The organism is Rhodococcus sp. RD6.2 (assembly GCF_001040705.1).
Taxonomy (GTDB): Bacteria; Actinomycetota; Actinomycetes; order Mycobacteriales; family Mycobacteriaceae; genus Rhodococcus_G.
Genome location: NZ_CVQP01000009.1, coordinates 110,351 through 127,814, shown reverse-complemented (window position 1 = coordinate 127,814; position 17,464 = coordinate 110,351). Strand labels below are relative to the sequence as shown.

Annotated in this window: 16 protein-coding genes; 7 read left to right on the top strand and 9 right to left on the bottom strand. The window is 67.7% G+C overall.

Annotation, left to right across the window (positions count from 1 at the left end):
- Positions 1–3: 3 nt before the first annotated feature.
- The 4 genes from RHCRD62_RS19405 to RHCRD62_RS19390 form a co-directional block, all read right to left on the bottom strand.
- Positions 4–855 (bottom strand): MlaE family ABC transporter permease, encoded by an 852-nt coding sequence (locus RHCRD62_RS19405; protein WP_050066395.1) that lies wholly within the window; start codon positions 853–855, stop codon positions 4–6.
- 4 nt (positions 856–859) lie between these two features.
- Entirely contained in the window at positions 860–1,624 is a 765-nt protein-coding gene (locus RHCRD62_RS19400) for an MlaE family ABC transporter permease (protein ID WP_050066394.1), read from the bottom strand.
- 596 nt (positions 1,625–2,220) lie between these two features.
- The gene (locus tag RHCRD62_RS19395) at positions 2,221–3,135 is read right to left on the bottom strand and encodes a 3-oxoacyl-ACP reductase (RefSeq protein WP_157050997.1); all 915 of its coding nucleotides are present in this window, start codon (positions 3,133–3,135) and stop codon (positions 2,221–2,223) included.
- 112 nt (positions 3,136–3,247) lie between these two features.
- On the bottom strand, positions 3,248–3,442 hold the full coding sequence (locus RHCRD62_RS19390; protein WP_050066393.1) for a ferredoxin: 195 nt from the start codon (positions 3,440–3,442) through the stop codon (positions 3,248–3,250).
- 242 nt (positions 3,443–3,684) lie between these two features.
- Between RHCRD62_RS19390 and RHCRD62_RS19385 the strand changes: the two genes are divergently transcribed.
- The 3 genes from RHCRD62_RS19385 to RHCRD62_RS19375 all read left to right on the top strand — a co-directional run bounded on the left by RHCRD62_RS19385 (position 3,685) and on the right by RHCRD62_RS19375 (position 7,802).
- A complete protein-coding gene (locus RHCRD62_RS19385) occupies positions 3,685–4,860 on the top strand; it encodes an acyl-CoA dehydrogenase family protein (RefSeq protein ID WP_050066663.1) in 1,176 nt (391 codons plus the stop codon).
- Positions 4,861–4,920: 60 nt separating this feature from the next.
- Complete coding sequence (locus tag RHCRD62_RS19380) at positions 4,921–6,033, top strand: acyl-CoA dehydrogenase family protein (RefSeq protein WP_050066392.1); 1,113 nt, start codon at positions 4,921–4,923, stop codon at positions 6,031–6,033.
- A 146-nt stretch (positions 6,034–6,179) separates the two neighbouring features.
- Positions 6,180–7,802 (top strand): long-chain-fatty-acid--CoA ligase, encoded by a 1,623-nt coding sequence (locus RHCRD62_RS19375; protein WP_050066391.1) that lies wholly within the window; start codon positions 6,180–6,182, stop codon positions 7,800–7,802.
- Between the two features lie 7 nt (positions 7,803–7,809).
- Here RHCRD62_RS19375 and RHCRD62_RS19370 read toward each other — a convergent pair whose 3' ends face one another.
- The 3 genes from RHCRD62_RS19370 to RHCRD62_RS19360 form a co-directional block, all read right to left on the bottom strand.
- Positions 7,810–9,210 (bottom strand): NAD(P)-binding protein, encoded by a 1,401-nt coding sequence (locus RHCRD62_RS19370; protein WP_050066390.1) that lies wholly within the window; start codon positions 9,208–9,210, stop codon positions 7,810–7,812.
- A gap of 120 nt (positions 9,211–9,330) precedes the next feature.
- The gene (locus RHCRD62_RS19365; protein ID WP_050066389.1) at positions 9,331–10,446 is read right to left on the bottom strand and encodes an NAD(P)H-dependent flavin oxidoreductase; all 1,116 of its coding nucleotides are present in this window, start codon (positions 10,444–10,446) and stop codon (positions 9,331–9,333) included.
- Entirely contained in the window at positions 10,446–12,107 is a 1,662-nt protein-coding gene (locus RHCRD62_RS19360; protein WP_050066388.1) for an acyl-CoA synthetase, read from the bottom strand. Before RHCRD62_RS19360 ends, RHCRD62_RS19365 begins: the two co-directional genes overlap by 1 nt.
- Before the next feature lie 80 nt (positions 12,108–12,187).
- Between RHCRD62_RS19360 and RHCRD62_RS19355 the strand changes: the two genes are divergently transcribed.
- Together RHCRD62_RS19355 and RHCRD62_RS19350 are read left to right on the top strand one after the other, a co-directional pair.
- A complete protein-coding gene (locus tag RHCRD62_RS19355) occupies positions 12,188–13,012 on the top strand; it encodes a crotonase/enoyl-CoA hydratase family protein (RefSeq protein WP_050066387.1) in 825 nt (274 codons plus the stop codon).
- 92 nt (positions 13,013–13,104) lie between these two features.
- A complete protein-coding gene (locus tag RHCRD62_RS19350) occupies positions 13,105–13,554 on the top strand; it encodes a PPOX class F420-dependent oxidoreductase (RefSeq protein WP_050066662.1) in 450 nt (149 codons plus the stop codon).
- Between the two features lie 13 nt (positions 13,555–13,567).
- On the opposite strand, the gene RHCRD62_RS19345 is transcribed toward RHCRD62_RS19350, so the two are convergent.
- A complete protein-coding gene (locus RHCRD62_RS19345; RefSeq protein ID WP_050066661.1) occupies positions 13,568–14,221 on the bottom strand; it encodes a superoxide dismutase family protein in 654 nt (217 codons plus the stop codon).
- 66 nt (positions 14,222–14,287) lie between these two features.
- Entirely contained in the window at positions 14,288–15,328 is a 1,041-nt protein-coding gene (locus RHCRD62_RS19340; RefSeq protein ID WP_050066386.1) for an LLM class F420-dependent oxidoreductase, read from the bottom strand.
- 85 nt (positions 15,329–15,413) lie between these two features.
- Between RHCRD62_RS19340 and RHCRD62_RS19335 the strand changes: the two genes are divergently transcribed.
- Positions 15,414–16,385, top strand: a complete 972-nt coding sequence (locus RHCRD62_RS19335) for a Zn-ribbon domain-containing OB-fold protein (RefSeq protein ID WP_084734381.1) — start codon at positions 15,414–15,416, stop codon at positions 16,383–16,385.
- 14 nt (positions 16,386–16,399) lie between these two features.
- Positions 16,400–17,464: a thiolase domain-containing protein gene (locus tag RHCRD62_RS19330; RefSeq protein ID WP_050066384.1), complete on the top strand. Its 1,065-nt coding sequence runs from the start codon at positions 16,400–16,402 to the stop codon at positions 17,462–17,464.

Below are 17,464 nucleotides of genomic sequence, written 5' to 3'. Positions count from 1 at the left end.
GGCCTATCCCGAGAGGTTGAAGTTGCCGGACCCGCCGTACACGGCGAGCGAGATGAGCAGGGTGACGGTGACGACCGCGATCAGCGACGTCCGCACCGCGTTGCCGACGGCGACGCCTACTCCGACCGGGCCGCCGCTGGCGTTGTAGCCGTAGTAGGTGTGGATCAGCATGACCGCGATCCCCATGACGATGGCCTGCGCGAATGACCACAGAATGTCCGTCGGCATCAGGAACGTCGAGAAGTAGTGGTCGTAGACGCCGGGCGACTGCCCGTTCAGCACGACGGTGGCAAAGCGACTGGCCATGAACGACGTGACGACGGCAAGCGAGTACAGCGGGATGATCGCGATCATCCCGGCCATCACCCGGGTGCTGACGAGATAGGGAATGGACGGGATCGCCATCACCTCGAGGGCATCGATCTCCTCGGACACCCGCATCGCACCCAACTGGGCGGTGGAACCGGCACCGATGGTGGCGGCCAGGCCGATGCCCGCGATCACCGGTGCGGCGATGCGGACGTTGATGAACGCGGCGAAGAAGCCGGTGAGGGCCTCGATGCCGATGTTGCCGAGTGAGCTGTAGCCCTGCACGGCGATCACGGCGCCGGAGAAGAGCGTCAGGAAGGCGACGATGATGACGGTGCCGCCAATGACGGCGAGGGCGCCGGTGCCCATGCTGATCTCGGCGATGAGCCGGATCGTCTCCTTGCGGTAGTGGATGAGCGACCGCGGCGCCCACACCAGTGCCCGCCAGAAGAAGAGCGCCTGCTCACCGATGCTGTCGATGCTCGTCGACATGCCGTGGAGGCGACGCCGAGTGCCCCGGAACTTTCCGGTCAGTGCGAATGCCATTGCGTCACCCCGCCGTCAGCTTGATACCGACGGCGGTCACGAGGACGTTCACGACGAACAACGCCATGAAGGCGAAGACGACGGTTTGGTTCACGGCGTCTCCCACGCTCTTGGCACCGCCCCTCACGTTGAGGCCGAGGTAGCACGCCACCAGGCCGGCGATCATTCCGAAAAGTCCGGCCTTGAGCTGCGAGAGCATGAGCTCCCCGAATCCGGTGAGCAGCGTGATTCCGTTGACGAAGGCTCCGGGATTGACGTCCTGCAGCAGTACCGAGAACGCGAACCCACCGACGATGCCGATGGTGCTGACGAGTCCGTTGAGCAGGAGCGCGATCACGGTGGAGGCCAGGACACGCGGTACGACCAAGCGCTGGATCGGGTCGATGCCGAGTACGCGCATCGCGTCGATCTCTTCGCGAATGGTTCGGGCCGCGAGGTCGGCGCAGATGGCGGTGGCGCCTGCGCCCGCGACGATGAGCACAGTCACCATCGGGCCGATCTGGGTGACGGAGCCGAGCGCGGCGCCCGCACCGGACAGGTCTGCGGCGCCGATCTCACGCAGCAGGATGTTGAGCGTGAAGGTCACCAGGACGGTGAAGGGGATCGCGACGAGCACTGTCGGCACCATCGAGACCCGCGCGACGAACCAGGCCTGGTCGACGAACTCGCGACCCTGGAACGGTGGCCGCACCATCGCGCGGAACACTTCCGCGGTCATCTGGAAGAAACCACCGACTGCCCGAAGAGGCACGGCAAGGAGGTCGTTCATCGCACCTCCTCCTCGAATGTCGTGGGCGTGGCGCGGTTCGCGCACGCGGCGTTAGGGGAGACGTGTAGATTCCCCCCGGAGTCTGTGATCCAGGTCATATTAATTAGAACACGTTCACCTGTCAAAGAAGTTGGCCGCCTCGGTTGTTTTCCCAGGTAGAGGTGCCGAGACCCGCGAAGTGCCGAGCCTCGGAAGGAGATGTGTTCATCGGGGTCGCCCGAAACGGGCCCGACCCGGTCGGCCTCGCGTCGATGTCGACGAGTCCGAGCACGGCACCGAGGTATTCCACTCTCCGACGAATCCTCGAACGACTCACGTTGCCTGCCTTCGCCTTTCGACGGGTCGAGGGATGACGAACCGGATCGACCGAAATGGACGACAGGACGGGAGCGCCGACTCACGTCTCCGGACGACAGCCTCCCCGACGGTTCATTGCCAGGGGATATCTCGAGCAGATGCTCACGCCCGAATCGGAACCGCTCGGCACATCATGGCCGGTCAGACCCCGCGGCGGAGCAGATTCGAGCAGATTACTTCTCAGTGCGAAAGAAATGCGCCGTCGCGCGCCGGGGGTCTGACGACCCCCGGTCGGCGCGTCAGCCCAGCGACTTCACGGCCTCAGAGGCCGAGAACATGCGGCCGGGATCGCGGCCGTCGAAGTATCCGCCGAGCGAATCTGCGAGCCCCGCTGCGCTCCATTCGGCACCGGGTGCGTCGAACCGCTGCTCGACAAGGGGCGCCGCCATGAGCGCCACCATCGGTCCGTACACAACGAAGACCTGACCGTTGATCGACTCGGCAGCAGGCGAGGCCAGGTACGAGACGAGGTTGACGACGTGCTCGGGAGAGAGCGGATCGACGACACCTTCCGGTGCGTCACCGAAGACGTTCTCCGTCATCGCGGTCCGCGCTCGCGGGCAGATGGCGTTGGCGCGGACGCCGTACCGCTCCAGTCCGCGCGCCGCGGACAGCGTCAGCGCGGTGATACCGGCCTTGGCCGCACCGTAGTTGGGCTGTCCGGCCGGGCCGAGAAGCCCGGCTTCGGACGAGGTGTTGATCAGCCGGCCGTAGACCGGCGCACCCGAGGCCTTGGACTCGGCGCGCCAGTGCACGGCGGCGTTGCGGCACAACAGGAAATGGCCGCGGAGGTGAACCTTGAGTACGAGATCCCAGTCCTCGTCGGACATCGAGAACAGCATCTTGTCGCGAACGATGCCGGCGTTGTTGACGACGATGTCGACGCCACCCAGTTCCTGGGCGGCGGCCATCAGCGCGTCCGCGGTCGAACGCTCGCCGATGTCTCCGGGGACGAAGACTCCCTTGCCGCCGAGCGCCTGGATCTCGTCCAGGAGTTCGTCCGCCTGCGTTCCGGCGGTGAGATCGTTGACGACGACGTTCGCGCCGGACCGGACGAGGCCGAGTGCCTCGGCCTTGCCGAGACCCGACGCGCCGCCGGTGACGATCGCAACCTTGCCGTCCAGAGCCACTTCGCGACTAGCCAATCTCACCACTGCCTTCGTGAATAGATGCGGAACAGGCGACGAGGTTCCCCCAGAGCACCCGTCCCGTTCGTGACGGCTGTCACCTTAGAACGTGTTCTCGTTTGCGGCAAGGGAGCAGGTGTCAGGGTTCGAGGGTGAGCGCGGCCCTCGGGCACTGCGCGACGGCTTCCTTCATCAGCGCGAGGGTCTCCGCATCGTCGCCGACGGGCTGCGTGACGATCAAGTTCTCGTCATCGTCGATGTCGAAGTTGTCGGGCGCGATACCCACACACACGCCGTTGGCCTCGCAACGGTCAAAATCGACCTTGACCTCCATTGATGAACCTCTTCTCTACAGGAATTCGACAGTCGTCCGCCGGTCGCGCTGGGCTGTGCGCCCGGCTGGATCCACCATAAGGCTAGAACCTGTTCCACTCCTGTGCAATGATGCGAAAAACCCGCCGTGACGGGCCGAAAGTCCCACCGTCGCCGGCCGCTCCACTGGAACGTGCATGCCGCGGTTGTCGCCCACTAGAACTTGTGTCAGACCGGAACCCCGAGTCGGACGGAGAGGGATCGATGCACATCACTTACACCGCGGAGCAGCAGAAGCTGCGGGAGGAACTGCGCGCGTACTTCGCGAAGCTGATCACTCCCGAGCGCCGCGAAGCGCTCGCCGCCCAGACCGGCGAGTACGGATCGGGCACCGTCTACCGCGATGTCGTGCGCGAGATGGGCCGCGACGGGTGGCTCACGCTCGGCTGGCCCAAGGAGTTCGGCGGACAGGAGCGGCCCGCCCTCGACCAGCTGATCTTCACCGACGAGGCCGCGATCGCGGGCGCTCCGGTGCCGTTCCTCACGATCAACTCCGTCGCGCCGACGATCATGCACTACGGCTCCGAGGAGCAGAAGAAGTTCTTCCTGCCCAAGATCTCGTCGGGCGAGCTGCACTTCTCCATCGGCTACTCCGAGCCCGGCGCGGGCACCGACCTCGCCAGCCTGCGGACCACCGCGGTCAAGGACGGTGACGACTACGTCGTCAACGGTCAGAAGATGTGGACGAGCCTCATCGCGTACGCGGACTACGTGTGGCTCGCCGTGCGCACCGACCAGTCCGCCAAGAAGCACAAGGGCATCAGCATGCTGATCGTCCCGACCACGGCCGAGGGCTTCTCCTACACGCCCGTGCACACGATGGCGGGCCCCGACACCAGCGCCACCTACTACCAGGACGTCCGCGTCCCGTCGTCCGCTCTGGTCGGCGAGGAGAACGGCGGCTGGGCGTTGATGACCAACCAGCTCAACCACGAGCGCGTCGCGCTGGTCTCGGCCGCCCCGATCCAGGGCGCGCTGCGCGACACGATCGAGTGGGCGCAGAACACCAAGATGGCCGACGGCCGACGCGTGATCGACCAGGAGTGGGTGCAGATCAACCTCGCCCGGGTGCACTCGAAGGTCGAGTACCTCAAGCTGCTGAACTGGGAGGTCGCCTCCGCGGACGCCCCGAGCAAGGGCGACGCGTCCGCGTGCAAGGTCTTCGGCACCGAGTTCGCCACCGAGGCGTACCGGCTGCTCATGGAGGTCCTCGGCCCGCTGGCGTACCTGCGGCAGGACTCGAAGGGCTCGGTCCTGCGGGGCCGCGTCGAGCGGATGCACCGGTCCTCGCTGATCCTCACCTTCGGTGGCGGCACCAACGAGGTGCAGCGCGACATCCTCGCCATGACCGCGCTGGGACAGCCGCCCGCACGGCGCTGACGTCGGCCGAGTGCTGACGTCCCCTCCCCCATACCTGGACTGCACCCCGAAGGAATCATCGTGGACTTCACTCCCACCGAGGCCCAACAGGACCTCGAACAACTCACTCGGAGCATCGCCGAGAAGCTCACCACCAACGACCGGCTGCGGGAACTGGACGCCGCCGAGGACCGTTTCGACGACAAGCTCTGGCAGGCCCTCGCCGACGCGGGCGTCCTCGCGGCTGCCCTGCCGGAGTCGGTCGGCGGCGGCGGATTCGGAATCCTCGAGCAGTGCACCGTGCTCCGCGAGATCGGTCGCCCCGTCTCCCCCGTGCCCTACCTCAGCTCGATCGTGCTGGCGGCCTCGGCGCTCGCCGAGTTCGGCGACGACGCACAGCGTGATCTCGCTCGGCGGGCAGGCGAGGGCAGCGCGATCCTGACCGTCGCGCTCGCCGAGGAACTGAACAACGATCCGGCGCAGCCGGTCACGCGCGCCGACCGCAGCGGCGACGGCTGGGCGATCACCGGCACCAAGATCACCGTCCCCGTCGCGACCCTCGCGGAAGCGATCCTCGTGCCCGCCACGACCCCCGAGGGTGTCGCGGTGTTCGTCGTCGATCCGTCGGCGGCGGGCGTCCAGATCGACCGGCAGTCCACCACGGACTACAGCGCCGAAGCGATCGTCGAGCTCTCGGGCGTCGTCACCACCCAGGTGCTCGGCGGTACCTCGCGCGGCTCCGAGGTCGTGGGCTGGATCCTCGACCGCGCCGCGGTCGGGCTGGCGGCCCTGCAGCTCGGAACCCTGGAGCGGGCACTGGAACTGGTCGCCGAGTACGCCCGCGAGCGCGTGCAGTTCGACCGTCCGATCGGCAGCTTCCAGGCCGTCGCGCAGCGCCTCGCCGACGCGTTCATCGACGTCAAGGGCGTGCGGTCGACGCTGTGGCAGGCCGCGTGGCGTCTGAGCGAGAACCTGCCCGCCGAGGCGGAGATCCGGACCGCGAAGTTCTGGGCGGCGGACGCGGGCCACCGCGTCTCGCACAGCGTGATCCACGTGCACGGCGGCGTCGGCCTCGATCGCGACCACCCGGTGCACCGGTACTTCCTGGCCGCCAAGCACAACGAGTTCGCGCTCGGCTCGGCGACCGAGCAGCTCCGTCGTCTCGGGCAGTCGCTCGCCGACGTTCCTGCCTGATCTTCACCACTCCGGAACGCCCGGCCCCCGTGGGGCCGGGCGTTCTCGTCGTTGGAGGGGGCGACCTCACCCTGCAGAACCGACCGGAGTCCCACTCGCTGCGACCGCCCCTGGTCGGCGTGTGACGGGCCACCTAGACTGCGCACATGAGCATCTCCACGCCCACGGTCGCCGATCTCCTCATGCGCCTGCGTGGCACGGAATCGAACGGAATCCTGTTCGAGGACACCAGGACTCCGTGGTCCGAGCACATCGACCTCGCCGTCGACCTGGCCGCCGCGATCGGCACGCTGCTGGATCCGGCGCGGCCGTCGCACGTCGCCGTGCTCCTCGACAACGTTCCCGAGTTCTCACTGCTGCTCAGCGCGAGCGCCATCGGCGGCACCGTGCTCGCCGGACTGAACACGACGCGCCGCGGCGCCGCCCTCGCGGGTGACGTCGCCCGCGCGGACTGCCAGCTGCTGGTCACCGACTCCGAGAAGGTCTCGCTACTCGACGGACTCGACCTCGACGGCGTTCGCGTCCTGCTCGTCGACTCCGACGAGTGGCACGATCTGCTCGCCGACCATCACGGAAGCGCGGCGCCGGACCGCACACCGTCCCCCGACGACCTGTTCATGCTGATCTTCACCTCCGGCACGAGCGGCGACCCGAAGGCCGTCCGCGTCACCCACAAGATGGTCGCGGGGCCGGGCGTCATGCTCGCGGAGCGCTTCGGCCTGACGGACGCCGACACGGCCTACGCGTCGATGCCGATGTTCCACTCCGGCGCCGTGATGGCATGCTGGGCAGTTGCACTCGCCGCCGGAGCGAATTTCGCTCTGCGGCGGAAGTTCTCGGCGTCCGGGTTCATGCCGGACGTGCGACGGTTCGGCGTCACCTACGCACACTATGTCGGCAAACCACTCGCCTACGTCCTCGCGACCCCGGAGCGTGACGACGACGCCGACAACCCGCTCAAGGTCCTGTACGGCAACGAGGGGTCACCGTCCGGGATCGCGGAGTTCGCCCGACGCTTCGACGTCCGGGTGGTCGACGGATTCGGTTCGACCGAGGGCGGCGTGCTCATCCCCCGGGCACCCGGTACCCCGCCCGGTGCCCTCGGGCTGCTCCCGGCGGGCATCGCCGTCCTCGATCCCGACACCGGAGCTCCCTGCCCCACGGCTGAATTCGACGAGTCCGGGCACATTCTCAACGCCGACAAGGCCACCGGGGAACTGGTGAACACCGCCGGTATCGGCAGCTTCGCTGGCTACTACAACAATCCCGAGGCGGAAGCCGAGCGGGTGCGTGACGGCCAGTACTGGAGCGGCGATCTGGGCTACGTCGACGCCGACGGCTACGTGTACTTCGCGGGTCGCAGTTCGGGATGGATGCGGGTCGACGGTGAAAACCTGGGCACCTCCCCGATCGAGAACATCGTGTCCCGGCACCCGCACGTCGTCGAGGTCGCGGCGTACGCGGTGCCCGATCCGCAGGTCGGCGACCGCGTCGCCGTCGCGCTGGTCACCTCGGACGGGTTCGACATCGACGAGTTCGCCGGATTCCTCTCGCAGGCGCCGGATCTCGGACCCAAGCAGGTTCCGAGCTTCGTCCGGGTGACCGAGGACCTGCCGAAGACCGCGACGTACAAGGTGCTGGGCCGCTCGCTCAGCGCGCAGCGGTGGAACTCCGACGATCCCACATGGTTCCGGGCGTCGGGTTCGGCGTCCTTCGTCCCGGTCACCGCCGAGCTCGCCTCACGGCTGAACGCCGAACTCGACCGCTGACGAGGGGCTACGCGGTGGCCTGCGCCTCGGAGAACAGCGCCATCAGTCTGGCCACTCCGGGGCGCACGCACTCGACGAAGCGGCCCACCGCATCCCGAACCGCGGGCTCGTCGCGGTGGTCACCGACGCCGCGCTGATGGTTCAAACGCGACCGTTCGAGCCAGTCCACGATGTCCGGCTCCTTCGACCAGGACCGCTCGGCCGCCATCTCGGTGAGTCTCCCTCGAACCCAGTCGAGCGGGACGTCCGGCATCCGGTTCGCCGGGCACAGCCGGTTCTTCTCGTCGGCGCCGCGCCCGGAGGCCTCCATGTAGCCGACGAACGCCGCGTTGAACGGGATCAATCCGGAACGGATGGGTTGCAGCGTGATTCGATTCGGAGCGAAGATCGGCACGGCAGGCGCCGGATTCAGGCCCGCCGCGGCGCAGTGCACGTAGAGGTCGTCGGCGTCCGCGGAAACGGTGCCTTCGTCGAGCACGATGGAGCGTGACGCGACGCGCTGCACGTGACCGAGCCGGACGACGTCCTCGATCCTGCGGAGCTCGTCGATCTCGGCGGTGCTGCTCGTGGGCATCTTGAACATCGTGGGCGTGGTGCGCTCGTCGACCCGCAACAGAATCCCACTCTCCTCGAGGCGGTGGAAGAGGTCGGCGAGCGAGGTGGCATTCGCGGCGGCCTGCATCTGCCGCGCACCGCCCTCCACGAGATTCCCGACCAGATCGTCGCTCTGCACGAAATACCTGTTCAGGAGCCATGATTCACGGGGTTTGACCCACCGGATCCGCTCCGGTTCCACCCCGACCCCGAGCAGCCATACGCAGGCGTCCATCGCCGTCTTGCCCGCGCCGACTATCACGTACCGAGGCGGCGGCTCCGACACCGCCGCGAGCTCGCCCACGGGGATGCACCGCACCCCGGCCTCGATGTCGAACGGAGGCGGCGACGTGGCAGGCACCGAGGGCGACAGGTACCTGGCATCGACCACGGCCCTGCGGACCGTCACGTCGTACCGGTCGCCCGTCACGAGCGAGACGAACCCGTTGTCGCCGTCGTACCAGCACATCGGGTGGTACCGGACCGCGCCGGACGGAAGCAGATGGGAGTGCACGACTCGGTCGAAGTAGCCGCAGATCTCGGCGCCGGTCGCCCGTTCGTACATGCCCGCGTTCAGCCCGTCGGCGTCGATGGTGCCGCCGCCGAGCGGCAGTGAGTTCACGCCGTAGTACGAGGACGGCTGATGCAGCCAGACGAACGGGTACGCGTCGTTCCAGTGCCCGCCCGGAGCGTGCCTGCGGTCCACCACGATCACGTCGGCGGAACTGTCCGCGGCCACCGCGTCCGTGAACGCCATCCCTGCCGCGCCTGCTCCGATGACGAGGTAGTCGGTATCGAGGGTGTGCGTCGCCATGATGCTCGCCTCCGGTAAAACCATCCCACCGGGCACACGGCCATGTCCAGTACACACAGGTCAGGGCCGGGCACGACTGCTCGTGCCCGGCCCTGCCGGTGTGGTCCTACGGTGCTGGTGTCAGCCTTCGAGCTTGTTCAGCCGTGCGACCGTCGCCTCGAACTCGGCGACCAGGTCGGCCATCGTGTCCGCGACGGGACGGATCTCGTTCATCCGTCCGACGATCTGACCCGCGGGCATCGCAACGACCTCGGGGTTCTCGGCGGCGGCGATCCGCTGGTGCGCCTCCGCGACGAGGATGTTCTGCAGCGGCATCGGCAGTGCCGACGGGGCGCCGGGCGCGGACCAGGCCTCGGTCCACTTCGTCTTGAGCAACCGGGCCGGCTTGCCGGAGTAGATCCGGGACCGGACGGTGTCGCTCGACGTCGCGGCGAGCAGCGCCCGCTGCGTCGCCGACGTGCCGTCGGCGGCGCTGCCGAGCCGGTACTCGGCGGCGGTCAGCCAGTACGAGCCCATCCACACGCCCTGTGCACCGAGCGCCATCGCGGCGGCGACCTGACGGCCGCTGCCGATGCCACCCGCGGCGATGACCGTCGCGGAATCGCCGACGGCGTCGACGATTTCGGGAACCAGCACCATCGACGCGATCTCGCCGGTGTGGCCGCCTGCCTCGTAGCCCTGCGCGATGACGATGTCGACACCGTTCTCGACGTGGCTCAGGGCGTGGCCCACGGCGCCTGCCAACGCAGCCACCGGGACGCCGTGTCCGTGCGCCTCGTCGATGACGTCCTTCGGCGGGGAGCCGAGGGCGTTCGCGATCAGCGCCGGACGGTGCTTGAACGCGACGTCGAGCTGCGCGCGGGCCACCGAGTGCAGCCACCCGAGCACGCCGGTGGCGTGCTCGACGTCGTCCGACAGCGGCGGCACACCGAGCTCGGCGAGCGTGCGGTCGACGAACGCGCGGTGCTCCGCCGGGATCAGCTTGTCCAGGTCCACCGCCGTGCCCTCGGTGGGGATCTTGGCGGGCATCACGACGTCGACGCCGTACGGCTTGCCGTCGGTGTTCTCGTCCATCCAGTTCAGGACGGCGTCCAGTTCGTCCGCGTCGTTGAACCGGACGCACCCGAGCACGCCCAACCCGCCGGCCCGTGAGACCGCAGCGGCCACGTGCTCGGACGGGGTGAACGCGAAGATCGGGTACTTGATACCGAATTTCTCGGCGAGAGCGTTGTGCATCAGGAGTTTCCGTTGCCGTTCGAGTAGTTGTCGTCCGCCTCGCGGGCCTCGGTCTGCTGCTTGGCCCACTTGTAGTCGGGCTTGCCCGCCGGCGAACGCTTGATCTCGTCGACGAACCACACGCTGCGCGGGACCTTGTAGCCGGCGATCTCCTTGCGGGACGCGGCCACGATGTCGTTCATGCTCGGGCGGGCACCGTCACGCGTCGCGACGACCGCTGCAACCCGCTGTCCGAAGCGCTCGTCCGGGACACCGACGACGAGGACGTCGAAGACGTCAGGATGGGTCTTGATCGCACCCTCGACCTCCTCCGGGTAGATCTTCTCGCCACCGCTGTTGATGGAGACGGAGCCGCGGCCGAGCATCGTGACCGAGCCGTCCTCCTCGACCGTGGCGTAGTCGCCGGGGATCGAGTAGCGAGTGCCGTTGTACGTCTTGAACGTTGCGGCGGTCTTCTCCTCGTCCTTGTAGTAGCCGAGGGGGATGTGGCCGTGGCGGGCCAGCAGGCCGACCTTGCCGGAACCCGCCTCGATCGGGTTGCCGTCGTCGTCGAGAACGACGGTCGCGGCGTCGATCTTCACGCGCGGGCCGCCCGTGTGGGTGGCGCCCTTGGTGACGGTGCTCAGGCCGCCGAAGCCGGTCTCGGAGGAGCCGATGGAGTCGGTGATGTAGCGGTTCGGCAGCAGATCGAGGAACTCGTCCTTGAGCGCCGGGGAGAACAGCGCCGCGCTCGACGCCATCACGTACAGGCTGGCGAGGTCGTAGGGTTCGCCGGTTGCCGGGTTGCCTGCCTTCAGCGCGTCCAGCATCGGGCGGGCCATCGCGTCACCGGTGATGAAGATGAGGTTGACCTTGTGCTTGTCGATGACCTGCCAGACCTCGTGGCCGTCGAACTCGGGGTGCATGACCAGGGTGCCGCCGCCGAAGAGGCTGTGGAACACCGCGGACTGCGAGCCGCCGTGGATCATCGGCGGGATCGGGAAGCGCACCATCGCGGGGCTGGCGGCGCCAACCTTCGCGAGCTCCCACTCGTCCTCGACGCGCTCACCCGTGACGAAGTTGACGCCGCCGCCGAGCACGCGCCACCAGTCCTCGTGACGCCACATGACGCCCTTCGGCATACCCGTGGTGCCGCCGGTGTAGAGCATGAAGATGTCGTCGGGGCTGCGCTCGCCGAAGTCGCGGTCGGGCGATCCCTGCGCCAGCGCCGCCTCGTACTCGACCCACTCGACCGAGCCGCCGGAGGCGTACTCGAGGTCGGTGCCGTCCTCGACGACGACGACGGCCTTGACCAGGGGCGTGTTCGGCAGCACGTTGGCCACCTTGTCGACGTACCGGCGCTCGACGACGAGTGCGGCCATGTCCGAGTTCTCGAAGATGTACTGCAACTCGTTCTCGACATAGCGGTAGTTGACGTTGACCATCACCGCACGCGCCTTGAACACCGCGACCATGGCCTCGATGGCCTCGATGGTGTTGCGTGAGTAGATGCCGACCTTGTCGCCCGGCTGGACCCCCTGACTCTGCAGGTAGTGGGCCAAACGGTTGGTCCGCTCCTCCAGCTGTGCGTAGGTGATCTCGCGGTCGCTGTCCACGAGCGCGACACGCTCGGGATTCAGATCGATGGAGTGCTCGACAAAGTCTGCGATATGAAGGGCCACGTCGTTCAAAGTAGAACGTGTTACCGTTCTTCGCAAGAGTCAGTTTGAGACCCAGTTCACACCGTAATCGGGAGCAGCCAGTGTCCTCCACCACAGCCGAAATTTCCGACGTTTCGGACAAGTCCGCGCACTGCCTCGTCGAGAAGCGCGGCCACGTCCTCATCATCACGATGAACCGCCCGGAGGCACGCAACGCCCTCTCGAGCGAAATGATGGCGATCATGGTGCAGGCGTGGGACCAGGTCGACAACGATCCCGACATCCGCGTCGCGATCCTCACCGGCGCCGGCGGAACGTTCTGCGCGGGCATGGACCTCAAGGCGATGAACAAGAACGCACCCGGCGACGCGTTCGCCAAGGGCAGCCTCGACCCGGTCAAGCTTCCCGCACTACTCAAGGGCCGCCGCCTCACCAAGCCTCTGATCGCGGCCGTCGAGGGCGCAGCCATCGCAGGCGGCACGGAAATCCTGCAGGGCACCGACATTCGCGTCGCCGCGGAGAACGCCCGGTTCGGCGTCTCCGAGGCCAAGCTCGGCCTGTTCCCGCTCGGCGGTTCGGCGGTCCGGCTCGTCCGTCAGATCCCGTACACCGTCGCCGCCGACATCCTGCTCACCGGCCGCACCGTGCCGGCACCCGAGGCCAAGGAACTGGGCCTCATCGGCTATGTCGTTCCCGAGGGCGAGGCGCTGACCAAGGCCCTGGAGATCGCCGAGCGCATCGCCGCCAACGGCCCGGTCGCGGTCCAGGCCATCCTCAAGACCATCCGCGTCACCGAGGGCATGCACGAGGAAGAGGCCTTCAAGCTCGAGGCGAAGATCGGCGCCGAGGTGTTCAAGAGCGCCGACGCCAAGGAAGGCCCCCGCTCCTTCGCGGAGAAGCGCGCCCCGAACTTCCAGGGCAAGTAGAGCGACCCGATCGGCCCGCACCCCACACCGGCGGTGCGGGGCCGATGTCGTTTCCGGGGAACATCATCCGGTGCCCCGGGGTTGTCAGCGACATGACCGACACCGACTCTCGGCTACTGGACCTCGTCGCCACCCACACCCGCGGAGTCCTCGCGACGATCAGACGCGACGGCAGACCGCAGCTGTCCAACGTGATCTACGCCTGGGATCCCGATACCAGGACCGCTCGAGTGTCGGTCACCGCCGAGCGGGCCAAGACCCGCAACGCGGCCCGCGACCCCCGCGTCTCACTGCAGGTCAGTGCCGACAACTTCTGGTCGTACGCGGTGGTCGACGGCGACGCCGAACTCGGTGCGGTCGCGGCCGACCCCCACGACGAGGCGGCAGACGAACTGGTCGCGGTGTATCGCGCCGCGGGCGGCGGCGAGCACCCCGACTGGGAGGCGTTCCGCCGGGCGATGGTCACCGAGCGCCGACGGGTGCTGCGCATCCACGCCACCCGCGTGTACGGCATGGCCGAGCTGCCGCCACCGTCCGCCTGACGGACCCGACGAGTCAGAAGTCCCCGTCGAGACAGGCCAGCCGGGCCCCGGCCATACCTGCCTCGCCCGGTCCGGTCATCGTGTGCTTCTCGTGAAGCACAACGGAGTTGGCTTCGTCCGGCCGAAACGCCCAGTCGACCGTCGTCGTCGCCTCGGCGCTCCCACCGGCATCGGTGGTGACGTCGAGCCAGACCTCGTTCTCGGGATTCGCGTAGGCCGGGTCCGACGACGGCGCCTCGTCGGACGCTGCCGGGTCCATCATGTTTTGGTAGTGCGGCCCGGAGTCGGCCGGATCCGACCCACAGCGTCGCGTATGGACGTGGACACCGAAGTCTCGATTCGGCGCGAGTCCCCGGGCGCTGAACGTCACCGTCGTGCGCTCGCCCTCCTCGTCCGCTGCAACGTTGACGGTGGCCCCCACCGGTACCGCCGTCTCGTCGTAGGTGAAGGCGTCGTCCTCCCCTGCCGCATCCGAGGGAGATCGGAACACATATCCGCTGGCTCCGGGAATCTCCGGAGGCAGCAGCGTCGTCGTCCCGTCGAGAATCGACGTCGGCGGCGCCTCCACAGTTTCCGGGCCGTCGGTCGATCCGTCGTCACTGCACCCGGCGGCAACGAGAACCAACAGGGACGCGCCCGCGATCAGATGTACGCGTCGTGAGTTCATGATCCGTCGGGTGCCCACGGGCCGGCGAGCCGAAACCCACCGGTCCGGGACACGGCGACGGACGCCTCAGGACGGGTTGACGGCGTCGACGAGCTGGTGCATGTGCTCGACGTCGCGGCAGGTGACTAGGAGCATCGTCACGCCTGCCGCCTCCCATTCCTTCACCTGATCGCGGACCTCGTCGCGGGTACCGATGATCATGGTGTCGGTGACCATCTGGTCCGGCACCATCGCTACGGCTTCCTCCTTGCGGCCCGACAGGAACAGCTTCTGGATCTCCTTGACCTCCTCGCCGTAGCCCATGCGGGTGTAGACCTGGGCGTGGAAGTTCAGTTCCGCGGCACCCATGCCACCGACGTAGAGCGCGGTGATGGGCTTGAGCCGGGCGATCTCCGCGGCGCGATCGTCGGTGATGACGACCTGGCAGGTGGCGGCGATCTCGAAGTCCTCGCGACTGCGGCGGGCACCGGGACGGGCGAAGCCCTCGTCGAGCCACTCGTTGTACATGTCGGCCAGGCGCGGCGTGTAGTAGATGGCGAGCCAGCCGTCGGCGATCTCGGCGGTCAGAGCCACGTTCTTCGGGCCTTCGGCGCCGAGCCAGATCGGCAGGTCAGCGCGCAGCGGGTGGGTGATCGGCTTGAGCGGCTTGCCCAGGCCCATCCCGTCCTCACCGCGGTAGGGCAGCGGATAGTGCGGGCCGTCGTTGGTCACGGCCCCCTCGCGGGCGAGCACCTTGCGGATGACCGACACATATTCGCGGGTGCGAGCGAGCGGCTTCGGGAACGGCTGGCCGTACCAGCCCTCGACGACCTGTGGCCCGGAGACACCGAGACCCAGGATCGCGCGGCCACCGGACAGGTGGTCGAGGGTCAGCGCATGCATCGCGGCATTGGTCGGCGTGCGGCCGGACAGCTGCGCGACGGAAGTGCCGAGTCGCACCCGCTCGGTGCTCGACCCCCACCAGGCGAGCGGGGTGAACGCGTCGTTGCCCCAGGATTCGGCGGAGAACACGGCATCGAAGCCACTGCGGTCGGCTTCTGTAACAAGTTCCTGCGCATTGGCCGGAGGCTGTGCGCCCCAGTATCCAAGTTGCAACCCCAGCTTCATTTGCGTGCCTCCGTGTTTTCCCATTTCCACCGCGCTGCAGCAGTGACTCTTGCCACAGTAATAAGAACCTGTTCTACTCGATTCCGTGACCCCTGAAAAGACCCAAGTGGCCGAGCAGCCCCTGAGGGCACCACTTAATCTCAAATTCGACTACACGCGGTCCGTGGGACCGACCATCGGCGCCTTCGTCACCGGCCTCCGCGACCGCAAGGTCGTAGGCGCCCGAGGCTCCGACGGTCGCGTCCACGTGCCGCCGCCGGAGTTCGATCCCACCACCCACGAGCCGATGACCGACTTCGTCGACGTCTCGGACACCGGCACGGTCGTCAGCTGGACGTGGATGCCCGACCCGATCGAGGGTCAGCCGCTGAGTCACCCGTTCGCGTGGGCGCTGGTCAAGTTGGACGGCGCCGACACGTCGATCCTGCACGCCGTCGACGCCGGATCGGCGGACGCGATGAGCACCGGTATGCGCGTGCGGGTCCGCTGGGCCGACGAGCGCACCGGGCACATCCGCGACATCGCGTGCTTCGAACCCGGCGAGAGCGAGTCGACCCCGGCGCCGGTCGCCGGCGAGCCCGTCACCGACATCATCACCCCGATCGACCTGCACTACACGCACACCGCCTCGTTCGAGGAGACCTACTACCTGCGTGGCCTCATGGAGGGCAAGATCATCGGCGGCCGCACCGACGCCAACGGCAAGGTGTACGTGCCTCCGCGCGGCGCGAACCCCACCGACGGCATACCGACGAAGGAGCAGGTCGAGGTGTCCGACAAGGGCACCATCACCACGTTCTGCATCGTGAACGTGCCCTTCATGGGCCAGCAGATCAAGCCGCCGTACGTCGCGGCCTACGTCCTGCTCGACGGCGCCGACATCCCGTTCCTGCACCTGATCCTCGAAGTCGACCCCGCCGAGGTGCGGATGGGTCTGCGGGTCGAGGCCGTCTGGCGGCCGAAGGAGGAGTGGGTGTACTCACTCCGGAACGTCTCCCACTTCCGCCCGAGCGGTGAGCCGGACGCGGACTACGACACCTACAAGCACCACCTCTAGGAGCCGAAAAGACCATGACAGACATTGCAGTCGTCGGCTTCGCACAGGCCCCCCATGTGCGCGAGACAACCGGCACCACCAACGGTGTCGAAATGCTCGTCCCCTGCTTCCAACAGTTGTACGCAGAGCTCGGAATCACGAAGTCCGACATCGGTTTCTGGTGCTCGGGTTCCTCCGACTACCTGGCCGGCCGCTCGTTCTCGTTCATCTCCGCGATCGACTCGATCGGGGCCGTGCCGCCGATCAACGAGTCGCACGTCGAGATGGACGCCGCCTGGGCGCTGTACGAGGCCTGGGTCAAGATCATGACCGGCGAGGTCGACACTGCCCTCGTGTACGGATTCGGCAAGTCGTCCGCGGGCAACCTCCGGCAGATCCTCGCGATGCAGACCGACCCGTACCTGGTTGCCCCGCTGTGGCCGGACTCCGTCTCGATGGCAGGCCTGCAGGCCCGGCTCGGACTCGACGCCGGCAAGTGGACCGCCGAGGACATGGCGAAGATCGCGCAGCGCAGCCGCGCCGCCGCGAAGGACAACCCGAACGCGCAGCTCTCCGGCGACGTCGACATCGACGCACTGCTGGCATCGGACTACATCGCCGACCCGCTGCGCGCGCACGACTGCGCGCCGATCACCGACGGTGCTGCCGCGATCATCCTGGCCCGCGGCGATCGTGCCCGCGAGTTGTGCGAGCGACCGGCGTGGATCACCGGGATCGAGCACCGGATCGACTCCCCCACCCTCGGGTCGCGCGACCTGACGGTGTCCCCGTCCACCGCCGCCGCCGCTCGCGCCGCGACCGGTGGTGACGTTTCGAACATCGACGTCGCCGAGCTGCATGCGCCGTTCACGCACCAGGAGATCATTCTCCGAGAGGCGATCGGCCTGACCGACGCCACCACCATCAACCCGTCGGGCGGCCCGCTCACCGGCAACCCGATGTTCTCCGGCGGTCTCGAGCGCATCGGTTACGCCGCACAGAAGATCATGAGCGGTGACGCACAGCGCGTTCTCGCCCACGCCACCAGTGGCCCTGTGCTGCAGCAGAACCTGGTCGCCGTCATGGAAGGACGCAACTGA